A 20,448-nucleotide genomic window follows, 5' to 3' on the forward strand; every position below is an offset into this window, starting at 1 on the left:
ACCTATTCTATTACTTCCAACTCGATATGAATGCTACAACCTCCCTCTCCTGATATATATATCTCAGCTCCTATACTGATGGCCCTACTCTCTATACTCCCCAGCCCTAAACCATCTTTTGACTTGGCAATGTTGGGATCTAAACCTACCCCATTGTCACTGATTTTTAGTGTTAAGAGCTGATCCACCAAGCTGATTTCAAGTTTGGCTTGAGTAGCCTGTGAGTGTTTCAATATGTTCTTGACAGCCTCACGTGTGATGTTGTACAAGTTCACCTCGATCTCCTGATCAAAACGTCTGTTGCTCGCCTCGTCAAACTCAAAATCAAACTGGATTTGACCTGATCTATTGAGTTTGGTGATATCAGAACGAATAGATTTGACCAATCCAAAATCCATCAAAATAGAAGGCATCAGATTGTGCGAAATCGTCCTGGACTCTTCGATGGCCTCATTGAGCAGTTTGTATGCATCATGATACAACTCCTGCCTATCGACATGGAGCTTTTTCACATCGTCCGAAATAGCATCTAGACTCATACAAGCGATAGTCAGGGTCTGTCCGAGACTATCGTGAATCGAGCGGGCGATTCTGATTCTTTCGTTGTCTCTGACTGCCATTTGTGCCTTGACCTGATTCATTTCCTGCTGTTTCTTCTCATCGGTATTGATGAGTATCCCTACGATCCTGACCAAGGCATTTTCTTCCCAGTACACCTTCCCGATCGAATTGATCCATACGGTACGATTGTCATGACGCTTGATCCTAAAGTCCACATCAAAATTACCTCCTGACATGATGGTAGAATCCAACTGACTCATCATCATGGCCAAGTCATTGGGGTGCACATATTTTCGAAAGTCCTTGAGCATCTCTTCCAATTCAATCGAATCATATCCAACTAGATTCTGTGTGTTTCCAAATATAGAAGCCTTCTTGTTGAGCAAATCATAGCTGATAGACACCACATCAAGCGAGTCTAGCAGCAGCTTGTTGTATTCATTGAGCTCATCTCTGTTTTTCTTGAGATGAATAGCGTACAGACTTTTCGCATAATCATCTGCCAGATTGAATAAAAATTCTTCTAGAGAATCTGTGAAATCAAGTTTGGTCAGACTGTACAAATTGATGCCCCCCTTCAATTGATCACCTTGAAAATAAGGAATAGAAATGTAGGACTGAAAGCCATGAACTGAAATTGCCTTCTTCCATTTAGGAAACTGATCACAGTGACTTATCTCTGAAATCGCTATCATTTTCTTCCCTTTGATTACATTCAAAGCAGGCTCTGCGATTTCGGATTGAACTACAGTATTGATATCTAAGGTTTTATAAGCCAATTCACTGAAATGATAGCTCTCTGGTCTAAAACCAGTACTTGTAAGACTCTCCACATCTGCGATCCACACCCAGTCAAACCCAACTTGTTCGACCAAAGCTTTGCAATACTCCTTAGTCAGATAACAGTCATTTTGCACATTGGACGCGATGGCATTCAGTCCCAAGACGACATTGGAGTAAAGGGCTCGCTGCTGACGGTCAATTTCTACTTGTTTGCGATCCGTGATGTCTTGCACCGTACCAAATACTCTCACGACTTTTCCCTTTTCATTTCGTGCATTGATCGCTCTGACAGAAATGTATTTGAGCAGTCCTGTGTTGGGTTGCATCAGCTGTAGTTCCACCTGTGCAGCAACCTCATCAACAAGTGATCGCTGCAGCATTGCTGCAAACTCCAATTTGGAACCTGGGAGCAAAGTACTTTCTAGCAACTCTAAGGTGGGTTTTTGAGAAGCCTTCACTCCCAAGATACGATAGAGCTCCTCTGACCAATAATAGGTATTGCTGTCCAAATACCACTCCCAATTACCCAATTGTGCCAAATGATTGGCGTTGACTAACTTCCTCTCTTTCTCTCTGATCCCTTCGATCTGATGAATGTAATGTGTCAAATCTCTTTGTGCACCTACTATTTTTACGATTTCACCCTCTTCATACACAGGGATCCCCGAAAAATCAACCCACAATTCCTTCCCTGTAGCTGAAGTGAAGCGAAAAGTAAACTCAAAGGGCTCTCCTGCAAAACAGGCATCTATCGCTTTCTTGATTTTGTCGCTGTCTTGGTCATTGTAAAAACTCAACGCTACGTCGAGAGAAATATCTTGTCGAGGATCAAGACCATAAATCAAAAAGGTCTGATCTGTCCATTTGAGTATTCGATTTTGCTTATCAATTTGCCATCCACCTACTTTGGCAACCATTCCTGTGGTATTGAGCAAACGCTCTCTGTCACGCACTTGGTTTTCCGCTACTTTGCGTTGGTGGATATCAACCAAAATCCCCACTCTTCTGATTGTATTCCCTTGTTCATCCTTCTGCCCCTGACCACTGGCCTGAAACCATCTGTATTCACCATTTTTCAACCTGAGGCGGTACTCGATCGAGTACTTAGTTTCATTCTTAGCGATCTCGGACCGCAGCATTATCAAGTCATCTGGATGTAGCAGTGCTCTGAAGTTTTCAATACTGGCCTCTATTTCTCCTTCTTCGTACCCCATCAATTCGTACATCCTAGATGACCACCACATCTTATTGGCAATCAAATCATGATCAGAAATACCAGCGTTTGCTCCCTGTGCTGCCAAGCGAAATTTTTCACGACTTTCCTTCAGATCCATTTCGATTTTTTTTCTGTCCGAAATGTCGTAAAACACAAACTGGAGAGATTCTCTGCCCATATAGCTTACCACTGTCCCTTGGAGCATAATCGTAAATGTGTCACCTCCAGCATCAATCAACGTGAGTTCTGTGATGGGGATTTGTCCTTGCTCCCTGATTTGATCCACCAGTTTCAATATTTCAGGCATTTGATCAGGAGGGACTAAGGCGATCAGGTCCTGAGCACCAATCTTCTTATTGAAGTCTAACTTTAGAATATTATAAAATTCCTGATTGGCAAACTCTATTTTTCCCTCGACATAGACACCAATCGCCATGGGAGAATTGTCCACCAATTCCCGGTACCGATTCTCGCTGTTCAACAACAGTTTTTCCTGCTCTATTTTTTGATATACGTTTCCGATGATTTGGATGAGTTGACCTATGCTTTCCAGTTCTTCAGAGTGCATGTCATTTTCTGACTGATTAAATACCACCATAGACCCTACTAGCTGTACTCCCTTGTAAATAGAAAAACAAGACCAGCTCATGTATTTAACAGAATGTCCCTCATCTTCATTGAGGTGATGGATATAGGTTTCAAAATTTTCATTGAAACATTGCCTTCTCAAAAAATTAAACTTCTCCTTGTCTTTGACCATCAACTGAATCAGCCAATGTTGAAAGCTTACTGGAATACTTGTTTGCTTTCCAAAAATCCATGGGTCACAATCAGGTTCAAATGCAATTACACCAAAACTCCTTCTGAGATAGACTTGATCCAGCTCCGTGCATAACCTCACCAAAATATCCGTCATGGTTCTACCAAACTCCTTCATCGCCAAGACCTCTCCTTTGAATTTATTGATCTTGTACAATCGCTTTTTGAGTGTGATATCACGGATATTGCACTGAAACAAATTGCCTTCACCTATCTGCATCATTCTTGCTGATAGTTCCACGTCCATCAGATCACCATTCTTGTGCATGATTTTCCTTTCGATCCTGATCTCACCTTTTTTCAATAGGTATTCAAAAAACTCTATCATCTCGGTTTCTGAACCCAGTGCTGCTTGATGAATTGGGATGGATTTGATTTCCTGCAAGGTATAGCCAAAGATCTCCAAGGCTTTGTCATTGGCATCCAACACACGTCTGGTTGGGATGTCAATGATCATCATTCCGTCCAAACTAGAGTTGATCACATCCACAAAACTCAAGAGACTATCTTGCTGCTCGCGATAAATCGCCACATGATCTGTGATATTGCGCATACTGCCCAGTATCTCGTGTTTTCCATCCTTGGATTCTACTATGGAGGTGGAGATAGAAACAATGAAATGTTTGCCTTGTTGGTTTTTGATGTCCAGTATTTGAGCTACGACCTGTCCTTTGTCTAGTGTCCTCTGGTGCAAATCATCGAACCCCGTACAATTGAATATAGCTGCCAGATTCTGACCGATAACTTCAGTCAATTGACATCCAAATTCACTCATCAGCTTTTGACTAGCATCTATGAGTTCGCCTGAGGTAGTCACCAGATACCAAACATCAGGTAGCAGGTTGAATACACTATCATGAATTGAAGGCCGATCTTTCATAAACTAAGAATTGGAAAATCCTAATGTAAATAGATCAAGGCAAGAAATGAAATCTATACCGATCTATGCCTAAATATCCGGTGTAATTGTTTGGTAACAAAAGGCGAAATAGGCAGAAAAACCTAGTCAAAATCGGGTAAATCGTCTGATTGCAACCGCTGTACGATATTTTTTGTAAACAGCAAAAATTAGTTGTACTAAAGTATTCCCCAAAGTCAGATTCCAATCTGAAATAAACAACCTTTAGATAATGAGAAATAGACATGCTTTTCGTAGGTTATTTGTCTCATTTCAAGAAACAAGGTATGATTATATCTATGTCAAGGTAGAAAATGAAGAAATAAGTGGCATCACTTACTTCTATCTCTTCACAACCAAATGAGCATTTTTAAGCATGGGTTTACATTCATACTCAAGCCATATTTGAATCAGATTCCATGGAATCATGATTGAATCTTTGGCACTTAATTTTGACCCTTCCATGTGAACCCAGGTTTTGAGTGGCTTTTCTAGGAATATACCTAAGAAAGAATCTTTGCCCATTTTCTTTTTAACTCTTAGTAGAATCTCCACATCAAACAACCATCTAGAAAAGAAAGATTGATCATATATCATTGGAATTAACTCTCTGTGGAAGACCTTCGCTCCACACTGCGTGTCTGCGATTCTCAAACGAGTGATCATAAAGATGAGAACCCTAATCATATCGCTGACAAGCTTTCTGATTGGATTTCGTTCGATCTCATTGACTCCATCGTTGATATTCCTAGAGCCAAAAACAATCTTTAGATTGCCTTTTGAACTTTCGATTTCTGTGAGTAGGTCTCCATAATCCTGAAAGGAAGTAGATAGATCTGCATCTAGAAAGCCAATGGTATCTACATCTGTTTCACGATGCAAAAACAAAGCTCCTTGTCTTACAGCGTTGGCTTTTCCAGCATTTTTTTCTACATTAAAGACAAATACATTTTCGTGAACCAAGTTTTTGATTCCGGCCAAGGTTGATCTCGTAGGATCACTGCTCCCGTCGTTGACGAAGCAAAGCGTGATATCGTGATGATTCTTGGCAAATTCAATGAATGTGTTCAGTTCTAATCTGGATGATTCATTATAGCAGGGTATTACGATTCCGTGTTTCATAGTATCTTTTATTTATCAAATGATTACATCGCAAATATTGTAGTGAATCAGTTTACATCTTCTCAATAAAAGTTGAGCCTACAATATCTAGTGATGAGCAGCGGATTTTGATAGTTGAGTAGCACATTGTAAGAGAAAAACAATTAGTAGTTGATTTTGCTCGTTTCGACGAACAAAATCTTGAGGGACTTACTATGGTTACAATTTTTGTATTATGACTAACAACAAAGTACAGACGTACAATGTATTGGCTCTAGCAGTAGCTATAGGGTTGCTTTTTCATGGAGCTTCCTTTTTTAGCACACTGGAAAACACCTATGATATATTCGTACATATCTTTTTTGCGGATCATTATAGAGATTCCTGGTTTGACCCATGGGAGCCTAGTTGGTACACTGGGTTTAGTTTGATCAGTTATCCTCCATTGACACATCAGCTCTTTGCGCTTTTGTCATTTATAGGAGGGTTAAAATTCGGGGCGTTTTTATTAGCCTTTGCCATAGTGGTATTATATGTCACAGGATCTTACCGTTTTGCGAAACTCATCACTGCCAACGACGAAGCAGCAGCATATGCAGCATTGATCGCTGTATTCCTTCCCAGTGTGGTGGAAGCCTTTCACGTATTCGGGCAGATCCCGATGATGATGGGAATCAGTTGGCTTTTGCACGCCCTGCCTGAAATATATCTTTTCGTTCGCTATGGCAAATTCCGCTACTTTTTCAATGGCATGAGCCTAATAGCTGTAGCAGTCTGCTCACACCACGTAACTCCCATTTTTGGAATGGTGTTTTTTGTTGTTCCTCTGATGGGGACTGCTGTCATGGATGGTGCTAGACACGAAGCTGGTAGTTATGAAAAAGTGGGCATAGCACTATTTATCAAGTATGTAAAAAAATATTTGCCACGCATTATTTTCTTTGGTTTCATGACGATCATAGTGGCCATGGTGGTCATACTACCATATTGGATATGGTCCAAAAGTGACCCTATTACACAGGTACCCATACCCCACGGATCACGAGACAACTTCATAGAAGTTTTTAGTTCGGGACTAGTTTTTTTCATCATCCCTTGGGGTTTTTTATTACTGATTTGGCCCTACTGTTTTTATAGGTATTTTTCTAAACGAAACATCTTTTTGGGACTGTCATTCGCCATGCTTACACTCTTAGGAACGGGAGGTACTACGCCCATTCCAAAAATGCTATTGGGAGAAAATGCCTTCAATATATTGACGCTTGAGCGCTTTACTTTTTGGGCGACCATTTATGCCATGCCGTTAGGTGGGGAGTTTTTATGGCGCTTCACCAAGGGTGATCTGTACCAGCGAATCATGGCTCGTAGATCTAAGGCGGTTTACTCATTCTATCTCAGTATTATGGTGATCTGCATTTTCTTTAGCGCAGGATTCACGATGAATCTGAGCTTCTTCCGTCCATTACAACCTGAATCCATCAACCTAAAGCCCATCCAGAATTTCCTTCAAAGCGATAAACATTACAAATGGCGCTACCTGACACTCGGTTTTGGAGATCAAATGGCTTGGCTCTCGGCCAATACAGATGCCATGACGATTGATGGGAATTATCACTCGGCTCGCCGTGTACCAGAACTGACCACACGAGCGATCGAAAGACTAGAAAACTCTAAGTATAGAGGTGTAGAAGGAATCGCAACATTGCAGCAGTTTCTCAGTTCACCCGAAACCTTCCATCTCAAATACATCTTCTCCAATGACAAATTCTATGATCCTCTACTCTATTTTTCGGGTTGGCTCAGGGTAAAATCTCTTAGCAATGGGATCACAGTATGGGAAAGATCAGACGTATCTGCCTTACCATCTGTTTTACCCAAGAAGGATATACCCCGCTTCCAAAAAATCATGTGGGGAATAGTACCGATCTGTACACTGCTCATAGCATTTTTCTTCAACGTCCAGTTGCATTGGATTCATCACGTATCAGGGTCTAATAAATTAATCGACGACTATCGCAATCAGGAGACTTTGGATAAGAAAATTAGTCCCCTTTTCTATTTCGTGATCAAGTATTGGATTCTCTTGATTCTGTTACTAGCTCTAGGTTTGATTGCAAAAATCTACCTGATGAACGCAAAACAATTGGGTCCAGAACGAGTTGTTCAATCCTACTATGATGCGCTGGATTTCAAGAGATTCGAAGAGGCTCATTCTTTCATAGATCCTGCAGATAGCTTGACTCTTGATCGCTTCTTGTTGGAAACATCAGTGACAGATGGAATAGTAGACTCCTACGGCAAAATCAATACGATCGAAACGGAAATCTTAACGTCGACAGCTGATTACGCCAAAATAGAAACACAGCTAGAATGGATAACTCCGCTGGAGAGTTATCACAAAACACAATTGCATGAAGTCATCAAAAAAGGAGGGAAATGGTATATCAAAGCCAATGAATTCAATAACTATATACCAGCCAATCAATTCTCAGACATTCCAGAAGTCAACTTTCTCAACCAAGGACGACGCAAAATCACCACCAAAGAAACCTTCCATGAAGATGTATTAGACAGACCTGTACTAAGGATTCTCCAAGCCAATTTGGTGAAGAAAGGTAGTAGCTATCATGTAGTGGGTATGATTCAAAATGTAGACAGTTACCCTGCGGATCTCACTGTAAAAGCCGCCTTGATAGATGAAAATCAGATTGTACTGACGAGTTACTACGACAAATATCACCTCACACACAAACTGCTCCCAAAAGAAATAACATCCTTCAGAATCGACTTTGAAGCAGTCGCTTGGAACCAGTTAAAACTAGACTCACTTGCTACTCTACCGACTCCTGAGACTTTTAAGCTTGAAGTCTTGGCAACTGTCATGACGCAAGATTTGTACAAAAGCATCAGTATTCAAGATCTGAAGATCGAGCAAGATCAAATCTCAGGAAGACTCTATAACCATGGGCATCTCACCTCGACCATCACTGAGTTGGTATACGCCTTCTTTGATCAGCACCAACAGATCCAATGGGTCACTACATCATTGGCAGAAAAGAGTGTATTCCCAATGAAATATGCAGATTTTCAAAGTCAAACCATGAATCTAGACAGTCTTCAATTGATCTCACCGAAGTCCCTACCCATTCTACAGGTAAATGGATTAGAAAACGAAAATATTATCAACAAGTATGCCTCTCAGCATCCCGCACCGCTGTTGCATTTGACTCCTTACCCAGGATATGACAGCAAGTTTCTTATGATCAACCTCAACAATTTTGTTGGTAGCCCTGGACCGTTTTGATATGCAAAAGTATCTAGTCATCATATCGCTTTTACTATCAGCTACAGTACATGCACAATCAGATCTAGTAGTAGACCTACAACCAAACTATACGGCAGGTGACCCAATCACCTTGGTCTGTCGTGGCAGCACTGCATTACCAGACAGGATGATAGCGATCTACGCCTATGGTGTTGAGTCCATCCATGGTCAGCTTGAAGCTAGTCAGGTCTCTTTCCAATTGCCTTCACAGATTAGTCAAGTGGCTGGAAGAATCAAAATAAAATTACTTAACAAACAGGAAATTGTATGGCAGGGAGAAACAAGTGTCTTAGTAGATCAATCGTCCGAATCTAGTATAGAAGCCTACTGTGGACCTAAACATCTCATCGTAGACAAGATGGACTTTGCCATGATTACTGCCTCCCTACTAGACAAATATGACAACCCATATCCCGACAGTACAGCATTGAATGTCCAATACATGCAAGGAGAGCATGTCACGACATTCGTGACACAAATGCAAGACCTAGTGGCATTCCAAAGAGTGTACGCCCCTCAAAAAACTGGTATAGGGTCTGTCTCTATCATGAATGGCCAAATAGGTTCCAAAGAATTTCGATTAAGTTACTATGCTAATGATCCAATCAATTATAGCTTACTTATCGAACGCGAGCACAGATATGCAGATGGCAACCAGCTAGTACATCTCAAAACCACTCCAATACAAGACAGTACGAAAAATACGGTTGAGAATGGTACTGCTGTCTATTTCTACATCAATGATCCCAACGGCAACCTCAATGCACAACTTATTGGTCAAACCATATCAGGTGTTGCTCAGGTCAATCTTCCAGCTCCACTCGAAGCTACCACGTGGACGATCCACTCCAGCATTCCAGGATATGCTACAAGTCAAAATACTCAGCTTCACTTTGAACAAGCGATCAAAACCTTGCCCGTAACACATAATGAAAGGGGGATCATTGTAGGCCCTGTACTCAGCTATATGGGGCAACAAGTAAAAGATGGAATAGTCATCAAATTGATAATCAAAGGAGAAAAATACTACTATGCAAGCTCCAATCCTATCAAGTCAGGTTACGCGGAATTCGGATGGCCTCTGGATATGAAGACAGGAAAATACAGCATAGAAGTTAGTCTAAACAAGACTCGAAATATAATAGAGATAACAAGATGAACAACAGCCAAAAACTTTCGATTCTATATGTCACTGTCAGTTTTATGGTGATTCTCTTGCTATTGTTTTATGGCACTTCGCAGTTCATCACATTCTTCAAAACAGGAGCCGAACGTCGTGACATGTTGCTACTGGACTCCTATCATATCAACGATTTTTACCAACCTCAAATCAACTGGATTAACCTTGGTCAAAACGAAGGAAGGGTGTTTGAACCTGCTGTTCAAATCAAAATGGGCAAAGACTATATCGCTTCCTATTTCTATCAATTTCAAGCTTTCGAAAAAGGTGAAGTTCAGGGGCTTCATGATTACTTCACTGAGCAGTTTAGAGCCAAATTCCTTCCGCTAATCCATCAATTCAGAGAGGATAAAAAGACTCTTCTTGCTACGACAATCACCCATGAGGTAGATCTCAAGTTTTACTCAGAGGATGGTACCATTGCTACTTTAGAAGATCGGGTAGTAAGTTTTCATAAAATCAAAGAATTGGATCTGCCAGAAGTATCCTTTTATGACACCTCTCAGTACGAAGTGATGTTACTGCTAGAAGACAACCACTGGAGGATACGACACAAGGTTAGCCGTCCCTTACTGGCTCAAAACTCAAAAGATCCAAAACACATTCCTCGTACTAGCGTGAGTGGTCAGCAGCTCTGGGTAGATGATAGCATCTTTCATATCCGAGGTCTCAATTATTATCCACAGCAATATCCTTGGCAGGAAATGTGGCTAAATTATGATTCAATAGATTTCGATTCAGATTTCGCATTGATCAAAGACCTAGGATTCAATACACTGAGGATATTCATCCCTTTTGGAGAATTCAATGACCCATCCGCTCACCAATTGCATATGGATCACCTCCAAAATCTCATGGACAAGATTCATGATCATGAACTCAAAGCCATTGTGACGCTTTTCGATTTCTTTCTAGGCTATGATGTAGTAGACTGGACGCTCTCGGATCGTCATGCAGAACAAATCGTCACGCTACTCAAAGATCATCCTGCCCTACTCGCTTGGGATCTAAAAAATGAACCTGATTTGGATTTTGATTCCAAAGAAGAGCAAGTCGTATTGGACTGGCTATTTTTCATCAACAGAAGAATCAAAAGCTATGACCCACATGCGCTGACTACCATCGGATGGAGCCAGCCGGAACACGCCAGTCATTTGGCCAATGAATTGGATTTTATTTCATTCCATTATTATCGTGACCCGACTTCATTCGCTGGTGAAGTAGAGGCGCTACAGCAACATCTGGATGTTAAAAAACCTCTGTTCCTTGGTGAAACAGGTATGCACAGCTTTTCTGCATTTTGGTACCCTTGGAGCAACAGTCAAGAAGATCAAGCGACCTACTACGCTGACATACTTTTAGCCACTGAAAAACTTGATCTGCACTGGGCTATGTGGACGATGTACGATTTTGTCTCCGTACCAGCCAACGTAGCAGGTAGATGGCCTTGGCAAAAATCTCCTCAAAAAGCTTATGGATTCATTGACACTGATGGAAACAATAAGAAAATATACAACTTAATTCAAAATCATCTAAACAAAACGAAATGATCAATCAACTAAAAATCGGGATGGTCACAGCATATCCCCCAAGCAAAACCACGCTTAATGAATATGGGTTTCATTTGACTCGACATTTTCAGGACAAAGGAGAAGTGGAAGAACTTCAACTCTATGTCGAACATCTCCCCGACAATCAGAAGTATGAAAGTGATAGTGATAAACTGAAGTTCATTCCATGCTGGAGTTTCAATGCCATGGGAAATGCCTTTTCAATCCTGAAACAAATCCGAAAACACAAACCTGATGTAGTCATCATCAATCTACAATTCCTATTGTTTGGAGACAAGAAAGTAGCTGCTGCGTTGGGGTTGATGCTTCCTGGATTATTACGATTGTTTGAATACAAGAATATTGTATTGCTACACAACATCATGGAAGAGGTCGATCTCACCAAAGCAGGATTAACCTCCAATCCCGTACTGAAATGGGCATATGGTATAATTGGTAATATACTTACCAGATTTATCCTAACAGCCAATCTGGTAGGTGTGACTATTGAGAAATATGTCGATGTGTTAAAAGCCAAGTACAAAAAGAAGAACATTGTATTGCTTCCACACGGATCGTTCGAAGTTCCCCCTACTCCAGATTACAGCATTCCAGAAGGTCCTCGCCAAGTCATGACCTTTGGTAAATTTGGCACTTACAAAAAAGTCGAGGTACTCATAGAAGCGATCATTGAAGTAAGAAAGAGAGTGTCCTTTCCAATAGAACTAGTAGTCGCAGGTACGGACAATCCCAATGTTGCTGGATACTTAGATGGTGTACAAGAGAAGTATAAAGCGGTACCTGATATGGTTTTCACAGGCTATGTAGAGGAAGAAGATGTTCCTAGAATATTCAAACCCTCCACTGCAGTGGTATTCCCATACACTTCTACGACAGGTAGCTCTGGTGTCTTGCATCAAGCGGGTAGTTATGGCAAAGCCGCTATTTTACCAAACTTGGGAGACTTGGCCCTTTTGGTGGAAGAAGAAGGCTATAGAGGAGAATTCTTTGAGCCAGAAAATGTAGAAAGTTTGGCCAAGGCGATTGAATTATTGCTAACTGATGACGCTTATAGAAATCAGCTGGAAAGAGCAAATTTCCGCGCTGCTGCTTCATTGAGTATGGCAGATATTGCTGATTGGTATTTGATCCATATCGACAAGCTGTTAGATAAGCACTAGTCCAGCGACTAGGCTTTTCTAACAAAGAACAATACTTGTACTACCAATAAAATATTTAGGTTGAAGATTTGAACATAAATAACCTGAACCAGACTTTCATGAAAGAAGTAGATCAAAACAACTTGCATGAGTCCCATAAATATGGCGATGTACACAGGCAAATATTGATCGATCGATAAAAAGTAATAAACAAAAACATTGGACAGAGCAAAGAGCATCGTGGCGAAAGCATATAGCCACAAGTAAGGAGCAATTGCCATGTATGCTTCACCAAATAGTGTCAATACAATCAGATTAGGAAAGAAAAATGCGAAAGATGCAATCCCAATAGAGAAGACAGATATCACCAAGATATACTGCAATAGTTGTGTCTTAAATGCCTTACCTTCTTTGCGAAGCTTGACAATACGAGGGATCAAGATCATGACAACCATCCAAGTGACGAAATAAATCATGCGACCAATCAATGCCATAGATGTATATAAACCAGCCTGATGACTATCGAAGTAGTGCTTGACCATGATAATATCACTGTAGTTGATAATAATCTGTGCGCACTCATAAGCTGCTGTCAATAGAAAAAATCTCCAGACAAGTTGAGACTGTTCGAATCGAGCAGAGCTCATCGATACTTTTGAGGTCTTACCCGTCATCTGATACCCTACCAATACAGAGGCTACTATTGCCAACGAAACCCAAGTCGTGGCTTCTCCATCAAGTAAAAAGATCAGTGCAAAAGTCATCAGCAACCTTACCCACATTTCGGTTTGATAAGATGTCGATAGCTCTACGAATTTTTCAGTACCCTGCAAAAAGCCTCTTTTAACACTCATCAGGAAATACAAAGGCAAAGCCAAAGAAAAAGTGGGTAGTGCCCAAGTATTGTCTATATGAAAGAACTCCGAAATAGAACCACTAGCCAACATAACAAGCAATGACAAGATCCCTCCTGCCCAAAGACTAATCTTAGTAATCCATTGTCTGAAAGCAACCTTGTCTATTCCCTCCAGCTCTATGCTATACTTAGCAGAGACTATCTGAAAGGTCATGGCTAAGAATGAAAATGCCAAAAGTAAAGTAACCAATATCCCTGCCTCTGCAAACTGTGAAGGTGTCAATACCCTTCCTAGCACCAAGTTATATGCATAATTGCCTCCGTTGACCAGCATGGTGCTAATCAAGAAAATCCTAACCGGCGTGAAATAGGCTCTGAGCTGTACCGGTTTTGCGAGTTCATTAGTTACTGAATACATGATCAAATTGAGTTTTGTTGATGAATTTTTGTATAGAAGGGTGTGAGCAGTTCACGTAGCTCAATTGCTTGCGCTGTCTTCTTAGTTTGACATAAAGCATAACAAGTGCATTGAACTGCGCCAAGTCTATCTCTTGACATTTTTCCATATCTATCCTGAAATCTTGTGCCTCCATGGCTCTGCTGCTGACGATAGAGACCAAGTCGTTCCAATCTGATGGCTGCATGATGTCTCCTGCTGTGATGTGTATTTTCATTGTCTTAAATGTTTAAAGTTTATTGTCCTCGTTCTGAAAACTTGAGTCAAAAGTATGGACTCATTTTCTAGTCCAAGATCACGAAACGTTGGCTGGTGTTATTCGCATAGTCAACGACCATATCTCTCGATAAATAGATGCATTTCAAGTATTTACCATTCGACCCCCAATACTTGCGCTTCGTCGTTTGTCATCCACTTCATCCTATTTAGGGGGCTACTTTTGGATCACCAATTAAATAACAACACACGATGAAAATCAGGAACACATACACACTAAAAGTAACACTGCTTATTATTTTATGTTCGCACATCTTAAGCAGCTATGGCCAGGACATGAAGGCAGGATTTGCCATGCTTGAATCAGGACAATTTCAATCGGCAGAAAAATTCTTCGGCAAGACGCTGACCGACTACCCTGATAATAAGACTGCCAAACTTTGTTTTGGTCGTGCTACTGGACTATCAGGTAACACCGATGCTGCAATTCAAATCTTCGAGGAGCTATTGCAGGAATACCCAGGTGACATGGAAGTGAGACTAAACCTGGCTGAGGCCTACCTCTGGAAAAAAGATGGCAAATCTGCAGTTGTGGATTACTTATCCATCATCAAACAAGATTCCACCTTGTTTGCTGCTCAATTGGGATTGGCCAACAGCTATTCCATGACACAAAATTATGGATCAGCTTATGCCACAATTCAAACAGCAATCGATCTCGATCCAAACAATCAACAAGCTGCACTCTCTAGAAAATATATCACGCTTGGACTAGCCAATGAACTAGCGTCTAGAAAGCATCTATATGACAGTGCCTTGACTTTGGTTGACAAAAACCTGAAGTATAATCCAAAGGATCAGGAATCATTGCAACTCAAAGCAACGATTTACCTCATCGCTGGTGAATTTGAATCTTCTGACGATATCTACCTTCAACTTTCAGATACTTTGGCATCTATCAAAGGACAATCTCTTACGGCTCACCTATTGGAAGACAATGAGCTTGCATTAAATCTTGCAGACTCCTTGGTGAGTATGGCGAGTATTCAAAAAGATACTTCCAAAATCATGGATGCTCACTTACACTATGTGACCGCTCTACTTTGGAATGAGAAAATCTCAATAGCAGGTAGCTATTTAGATTCATTGTCTAACCTATTTCCTTTTAGCCCTGAGATGATCGCTACTCAGGCGCAAATCGCCATGTACGGAGCGGACTTCAAAAAGGGCTCTAAAAAATATGACGACTACTTGGCCCTCATGCCTAAATCCTTTGGTGGCAATTTGGGTAAAGCTGATGCCATGCATGCGCTAGGCTTGGACAATATAGCTTACCAATATGCATTTCGTACCTTGACCTACTATCCTGGTCAAAAGGATGCTGCCAACTTCATAGAAAGACTCAATGCACAACATAGCCCACAAGCATATGCCGGATATGTATATACCTACTCTAGCGATGGAAGTGTGTCTACTGGCTATCAACTAGAAGGAAAAATCAGTCTCTCTCCAAGGTGGTCAACTGCCATCAACTATCAACAAAAACATTATGGTTCGAAGATCGCCGAATCAGGAGAATCATATATCGAAAGTACTGGTCTATCATTGACGCACCAATTGAATGCGACCATCAAATTGCAGGCAGCGTACGGTGTATCCAAACTGCAACTGAGCGATACGATGCGTGCTGACTACCGTAGCAGGTTAAATCTTTCAGCACAGCTATTGATTTCCAAGTCACAATCTATGACGATTGGGTATTTCAGTGAAATACAAGATTTTAATCAGGCATTGATTCAGCAAAAACTGAAGGTGTCCAACTTTGTGATCAAGAATTCATTCTTCTGGAAAGAAAGCAACCTAGGTTGGTACTCTGAGCTCTATAGAAGTTACTTTTCTGATGGAAATACCAAGAACCTTTTGTTCACTTCTCTCTACAAAAACCTCACAAAAAAACCAGCCATCAAAGCTGGTATCAACTATACTATCATGAATTTTAGTGAGAACAAGCCAGAGCAATACTATTCCCCTAAGTTGTATAATCAAATGGAACTATTTACAGGACTCATGTACAACAAGCTTCCTGTAGATCTGAGTTGGGACTTGGCTGGTGGTTTTCAAATGGTAGATGGAATGACACAACCAACTTGGCGTACCAAACTTGCGCTATCTAAGAAAATAGGCCGATTGAATACCGAGGTAAGTGGCGCATACAGTTCCATCTCTAGTTCACAATACAATGGGTTTTCACACCTCGAATTGAGAGGTCAACTCACTTACAGATTATCTGACAAGCCTATTTTCTTCAAGAGAATCGCCTCTTCTACTATATCGGATTAAGTTTGCTGAGGAGATGTCCTCTTTGTCCCCTGGATATTGGAATAACCTGCTCATTGATCAACAAGTTGTTTTCCTCGATATCCACGACCTTATTGACATTGACGATATACGACCTATGTACTTTGACAAACTGATCTGGGTCTAAGCTATTCTCTACATTTTTGAAAGTTGTATGCACGATATAACCCTTCTCTAGGGTTTTGAATATGGCATAGTCACCTTTTGCTTCTATGTACAATATATCATCGATATTGATACGTACGATGCGTGAATTGGCCTTGACGAAAAGACTCTCTCTGTTGAATACTCCTTCATCGCTAGATTTAGCACTTTTAAAGTTCTTGTGGTTTTCGATAGCGATTTCTATCCCGGCATTGATGTCTTTGATTCCATATGGCTTGACAATGTAACCATAAGGACTATGGGTGGAAGCCTTCTTGATGGTTTCCTTGTCGGCAAAAGCAGTCGTAAAGATGAAAGGAACCTTAAAATCTGCCCTGATCCGTTCAGCTACATCTATCCCACTTTTGGTTCCCTTAATCTGTATATCCAGCAAGACCAGTTCAATGTCATCTTTCTCCAAAAAACTAACAGCTTGATCATAGGATTCTGCGATACCTACGACTTTGTGGTTCAGTATTTCAAGGATCTCTGATAGTGATTCAGCGATTTGACTGTCGTCCTCGACAATCAGTATATTGTATGCGTCCATATTTAGGTGATTTTAGGAATTAAGATAGTAAATATTGTGCCTGTATTTAATTTGCTAGTCACATTTATTGTGCCCTCGTGTAGTTTAATAAACTCATTAACAATAGATAAGCCCAAACCTGTACCCTGAATGTTACCCACATTGGAGGCTCTAAAGAATGAATCAAACAGTTGGCCTATATCCTCTTCTGGGATCCCCATACCGTAATCCTTGATATTAATCTTGATCACATGTGCTGCTTCAAAATCTACTGACAACTCAGGACTTTTGGCTTCTGGGCTATATTTGAGCGCATTCTCCAGGAGGTTACTCATGATATGCCAGAATAGATTTTTATCCAATAACGCAGGTGTTTCATGGCCTTTGACGGTAAATTGAATCGGTTCTCTGTCATGTACTAAGTTAGGAAGTACTCTTTCCTTAATGTAAGTTGAGAGAACCACTTTTTCAGGGTTGAACGGAACTTTATTCGAATCTACCTGACCTATGATCAGTATGTTATTGATCAAAGTATTGAGGCGCTCAACATTGTCATTGATTCGGGTGATATTTTTTTGTAATCTCTCTCGGTTGAGATCTTCACTATTGACCAACTGAAAGGAAGCCAACTCTGTATTGGAACGAATGGTAGTCAACGGTGTCCGCAACTCATGTGAGGTCATGGAGATGAATTGGGACTTCATATTGTTGAGTTCCTTTTGCCTACTGATAGTCCTTTCTAAATTGGCCTGACCTTTTTTGACCTCTGTAATATCTCGTATGAATGCACTGATAAAATGGGTGTCTTTAAATGGAATAGGAAACACTGTCAATTCTATTGGAAACTCATGTCCCTTCTTGTGCAGTGCTGAGATCTCAATCCGCTTGTTCAATACAGGGCCTTCACCTGTTCGATGAAAATGCTCCATACCCTTCTTATGTGCTTCTCGGTGTTGTTTTGGTATAATGGTCTCAGTCAACATCTTTCCTTTGATTTCATCAAAAGAGTAGCCAAAAATCACTTCGGCCTGAGGATTCCATTCTATGATCTTGCCTTGGTCATCTGTGGTAATCAATGCATCCAAGGACATTTGAAACAGCCTTTCTAATCTATAGTCCTTAAATTGATTGTCCTCTTCAAGTCTTTTCTGGTCAGTAATATCCAGATGAATCCCAATAGACCCTACCAATTCATTGTTCTCGTCATAATTGGGAGAGCCACTAATGATCATCCATTTCTTATTGCCATCCTTGTCACGAAGCATTACTTCATATGAGCTAGAATCTCCTCGCTCACGGAGTAGGTTTTGTTCTGCAATTTTATCGATTGATTCAGTTTCTTCGCTTCCTACAAATATTTCTGACGCCCTTTTTCCATCTATTTCCTGCCACTTGTATCCAAAATGCTCTAGAAAAGACTTGTTTGCATGCTGGATTACATCATGATTATCCACTTCCAAAAGTCCCAAATCGATACTATCGATGATTCTGCGAAATTTATCTTCGCTAGCGATCACCCTAGCTTCAGCCAAATGTCGTTGTTCTATTTCCTCTTGTAAGTTTTGATGAGCATAGCCACTTTCCAGACTGATTGCAAACTGTTTGATCACATCTGCAAAGGGATAAAAGGCAACAGGATTGAACTCCTCATCAGATATGCTCTCACAGAATAGCTCCAGCAAACCGAATTCACCCAACTTGAAATAGCCATACTTGCCCTTCAATGTTACGTCTTCAAATATCGATTGATCGCAGAAGCAGGACTCTTGATTAATGAAGGCTTCATGAAATCTAGCTGCAGCAATCTCATGGACATCCTCCGTTTTAGGCATGGAATAGATCCTTCTAAAAGTAATCTTACTGCTATCTCCTTTTTGGATGCGCCATACTGCACCATACTGCAGTGACTTTCTAGACAAAAATTTTCGTATGAATTTACGAGCGGTATCTTCAGGATCTCGATAATTGAGGTTGGTGAGACTCAGCTCATACAACAAAGACAGTAAGTCCAAGCTTAAATTCATACAGTTGGTTAATACATGGCAGCTACAACTATGGTTTTGTTATACAAATCCAAAAAACCTCCTTTAGATGTTGAGACTTCTCCCAGAGAGAGTACTCCCTCCACATTTAACGTGTCATTTCTTTCTTTCACAACATTCTTGATTGCTTGAAGCTCATCATTGAATTCAGTTTCTAAATACAAAACCCTCGTAATACAATCTACTAAGAAAATATCAATTGGTGAAATATCTTGGATAGCCTTTTCTGCTGCCTTGCCTGCACTCTTGATCAAATCAGCTCTAGATCCTGACAAAATATTGAGACTAGCGTTTTTTGGAATATCACCAAGACAAAGCAAAGCACCTTGTTCATCCACTATAATGGGATCTCTCACCATGTCTTCTTTCCCTTCTCTTTTGATTCCAAAAGGATAGCCTTGCGAAATTTCGACGAACTCTTTCTGCGCAAATTGGTCCTGAGAGTTGAGTTCCACTACCTCCTTATATATATCGTATGCTGGTCTCCAATTTAATTCTAGGATTTTGTTCCCTTCGGTTTTGTTGGCCACAAAGGGACCTTCGACCTCTGTCCATCCATGATTTACACCCAAGTTTATCTCCCTTTTGACAATGAGGAGTAGCGCTGCATTGTCAAAGAAGCCATCATTGCAAATGATGCATGGTGACTGTTCTAGACTAGCAGAGCCACAGCCTGCTCCTACAAAATTCATTTGATTCCAATATTCCTCGTACAAACTGTCCAACAAGGATGACACATGATTCATCAATCCATCAAACAACACAATACATGAATTCATGTCTGGGCTGCTTGTTGGGAGCTGATTATGGACTGGTATAGTATCAAAATCTTTGATCAATACCGGTTCCATAACACAGGACTCAATGTGCTTGAGAATCACGCCACTGTCCAGGTGCTCATTCTCAAATATGATCATTGGGAATATCCCTCCTGCAAGTTTTAAATCTCTCGCATTGGCTTCATCTATCAATTGAGATATATCTATAGGTGTTTTTTCTCCGACTAAAATAAGATTCACTGCTGTGGTACTGAAGTGATCGAGAATTTCTGAACAATTGGTTGTAGTAAGTAACATGGCGTACAGTTTAATTTTTGAAATCAAGTGAAATTAATCCAATCTCCTATTTATCTAGATGCAGGATACGACGAATGGTAGATTTAAAGGGTTGAGTTGTCAATATCATCGTCGAACTGTCTGACGGATGTTTTTAGGTACAAAATGCACGTCAGCCTTTCATTTCTTCCATTCAAC

The 20,448-nt window shown here is 40.6% G+C and carries 12 protein-coding genes; 5 read left to right on the forward strand and 7 right to left on the reverse strand.

The genetic code is table 11. From position 1 onward, the window contains the following. Positions 1-2: 2 nt before the first annotated feature. Positions 3-4,259 carry a PAS domain-containing protein gene (locus N6H18_RS17265; protein ID WP_262309532.1) on the reverse strand — a complete coding sequence of 1,419 codons (4,257 nt, stop codon included), beginning with the start codon at positions 4,257-4,259 and terminating at the stop codon, positions 3-5. A 360-nt stretch (positions 4,260-4,619) separates the two neighbouring features. Then, the gene (locus tag N6H18_RS17270) at positions 4,620-5,399 is read right to left on the reverse strand and encodes a glycosyltransferase (protein ID WP_262309533.1); all 780 of its coding nucleotides are present in this window, start codon (positions 5,397-5,399) and stop codon (positions 4,620-4,622) included. A gap of 214 nt (positions 5,400-5,613) precedes the next feature. On the opposite strand from N6H18_RS17270, the gene N6H18_RS17275 reads away from it, so the two are divergent. The 4 genes from N6H18_RS17275 to N6H18_RS17290 are packed head-to-tail and all read left to right on the forward strand — an operon-like array spanning position 5,614 to position 12,614. Next, positions 5,614-8,682: a hypothetical protein gene (locus N6H18_RS17275; protein WP_262309534.1), complete on the forward strand. Its 3,069-nt coding sequence runs from the start codon at positions 5,614-5,616 to the stop codon at positions 8,680-8,682. A gap of 1 nt (position 8,683) precedes the next feature. Next, positions 8,684-9,862 carry a hypothetical protein gene (locus N6H18_RS17280; RefSeq protein WP_262309535.1) on the forward strand — a complete coding sequence of 393 codons (1,179 nt, stop codon included), beginning with the start codon at positions 8,684-8,686 and terminating at the stop codon, positions 9,860-9,862. Continuing rightward, positions 9,859-11,433, forward strand: coding sequence for a cellulase family glycosylhydrolase (locus tag N6H18_RS17285; RefSeq protein WP_262309536.1), 1,575 nt, complete (start codon positions 9,859-9,861; stop codon positions 11,431-11,433). The genes N6H18_RS17280 and N6H18_RS17285 overlap by 4 nt, the downstream gene beginning before the upstream one ends. Next, entirely contained in the window at positions 11,430-12,614 is a 1,185-nt protein-coding gene (locus N6H18_RS17290; RefSeq protein ID WP_262309537.1) for a glycosyltransferase, read from the forward strand. The genes N6H18_RS17285 and N6H18_RS17290 overlap by 4 nt, the downstream gene beginning before the upstream one ends. Before the next feature lie 8 nt (positions 12,615-12,622). Here the strand turns inward: N6H18_RS17290 and N6H18_RS17295 are convergent, their stop codons facing one another. Both N6H18_RS17295 and N6H18_RS17300 read right to left on the reverse strand, forming a co-directional pair. After that, positions 12,623-13,867, reverse strand: coding sequence for an oligosaccharide flippase family protein (locus N6H18_RS17295; RefSeq protein ID WP_262309538.1), 1,245 nt, complete (start codon positions 13,865-13,867; stop codon positions 12,623-12,625). Continuing rightward, positions 13,851-14,123: an STAS domain-containing protein gene (locus N6H18_RS17300; protein WP_262309539.1), complete on the reverse strand. Its 273-nt coding sequence runs from the start codon at positions 14,121-14,123 to the stop codon at positions 13,851-13,853. Before N6H18_RS17300 ends, N6H18_RS17295 begins: the two co-directional genes overlap by 17 nt. A gap of 251 nt (positions 14,124-14,374) precedes the next feature. Between N6H18_RS17300 and N6H18_RS17305 the strand changes: the two genes are divergently transcribed. Continuing rightward, positions 14,375-16,462 carry a tetratricopeptide repeat protein gene (locus tag N6H18_RS17305; RefSeq protein WP_262309540.1) on the forward strand — a complete coding sequence of 696 codons (2,088 nt, stop codon included), beginning with the start codon at positions 14,375-14,377 and terminating at the stop codon, positions 16,460-16,462. Here the strand turns inward: N6H18_RS17305 and N6H18_RS17310 are convergent. From N6H18_RS17310 to N6H18_RS17320, 3 genes are read right to left on the reverse strand one after another with little or no spacing between them, the layout of a single operon-like run. Continuing rightward, on the reverse strand, positions 16,449-17,174 hold the full coding sequence (locus N6H18_RS17310; protein WP_262309541.1) for a LytR/AlgR family response regulator transcription factor: 726 nt from the start codon (positions 17,172-17,174) through the stop codon (positions 16,449-16,451). The two genes, N6H18_RS17305 and N6H18_RS17310, sit on opposite strands and share 14 nt — an antisense overlap. 2 nt (positions 17,175-17,176) lie before the next feature. Then, positions 17,177-19,177 (reverse strand): sensor histidine kinase, encoded by a 2,001-nt coding sequence (locus tag N6H18_RS17315; RefSeq protein WP_262309542.1) that lies wholly within the window; start codon positions 19,175-19,177, stop codon positions 17,177-17,179. Between the two features lie 8 nt (positions 19,178-19,185). Then, positions 19,186-20,271, reverse strand: coding sequence for an FIST signal transduction protein (locus tag N6H18_RS17320; RefSeq protein WP_262309543.1), 1,086 nt, complete (start codon positions 20,269-20,271; stop codon positions 19,186-19,188). Positions 20,272-20,448: the final 177 nt, after the last annotated feature.

Origin of the sequence: Reichenbachiella agarivorans (genome assembly GCF_025502585.1) — a bacterium.
Classification (GTDB): domain Bacteria; phylum Bacteroidota; class Bacteroidia; order Cytophagales; family Cyclobacteriaceae; genus Reichenbachiella; species Reichenbachiella agarivorans.

Coding starts and splice junctions, on each gene's coding strand:
- N6H18_RS17310 (WP_262309541.1), bottom strand. CDS start 17,174: ATGGACGCATACAATATACTGATTGTCGAGGACGACAGTCAAATCGCT.
- N6H18_RS17285 (WP_262309536.1), top strand. CDS start 9,859: ATGAACAACAGCCAAAAACTTTCGATTCTATATGTCACTGTCAGTTTT.
- N6H18_RS17300 (WP_262309539.1), bottom strand. CDS start 14,123: ATGAAAATACACATCACAGCAGGAGACATCATGCAGCCATCAGATTGG.
- N6H18_RS17270 (WP_262309533.1), bottom strand. CDS start 5,399: ATGAAACACGGAATCGTAATACCCTGCTATAATGAATCATCCAGATTA.
- N6H18_RS17275 (WP_262309534.1), top strand. CDS start 5,614: ATGACTAACAACAAAGTACAGACGTACAATGTATTGGCTCTAGCAGTA.
- N6H18_RS17315 (WP_262309542.1), bottom strand. CDS start 19,177: ATGAATTTAAGCTTGGACTTACTGTCTTTGTTGTATGAGCTGAGTCTC.
- N6H18_RS17320 (WP_262309543.1), bottom strand. CDS start 20,271: ATGTTACTTACTACAACCAATTGTTCAGAAATTCTCGATCACTTCAGT.
- N6H18_RS17295 (WP_262309538.1), bottom strand. CDS start 13,867: ATGTATTCAGTAACTAATGAACTCGCAAAACCGGTACAGCTCAGAGCC.
- N6H18_RS17290 (WP_262309537.1), top strand. CDS start 11,430: ATGATCAATCAACTAAAAATCGGGATGGTCACAGCATATCCCCCAAGC.
- N6H18_RS17265 (WP_262309532.1), bottom strand. CDS start 4,259: ATGAAAGATCGGCCTTCAATTCATGATAGTGTATTCAACCTGCTACCT.
- N6H18_RS17280 (WP_262309535.1), top strand. CDS start 8,684: ATGCAAAAGTATCTAGTCATCATATCGCTTTTACTATCAGCTACAGTA.
- N6H18_RS17305 (WP_262309540.1), top strand. CDS start 14,375: ATGAAAATCAGGAACACATACACACTAAAAGTAACACTGCTTATTATT.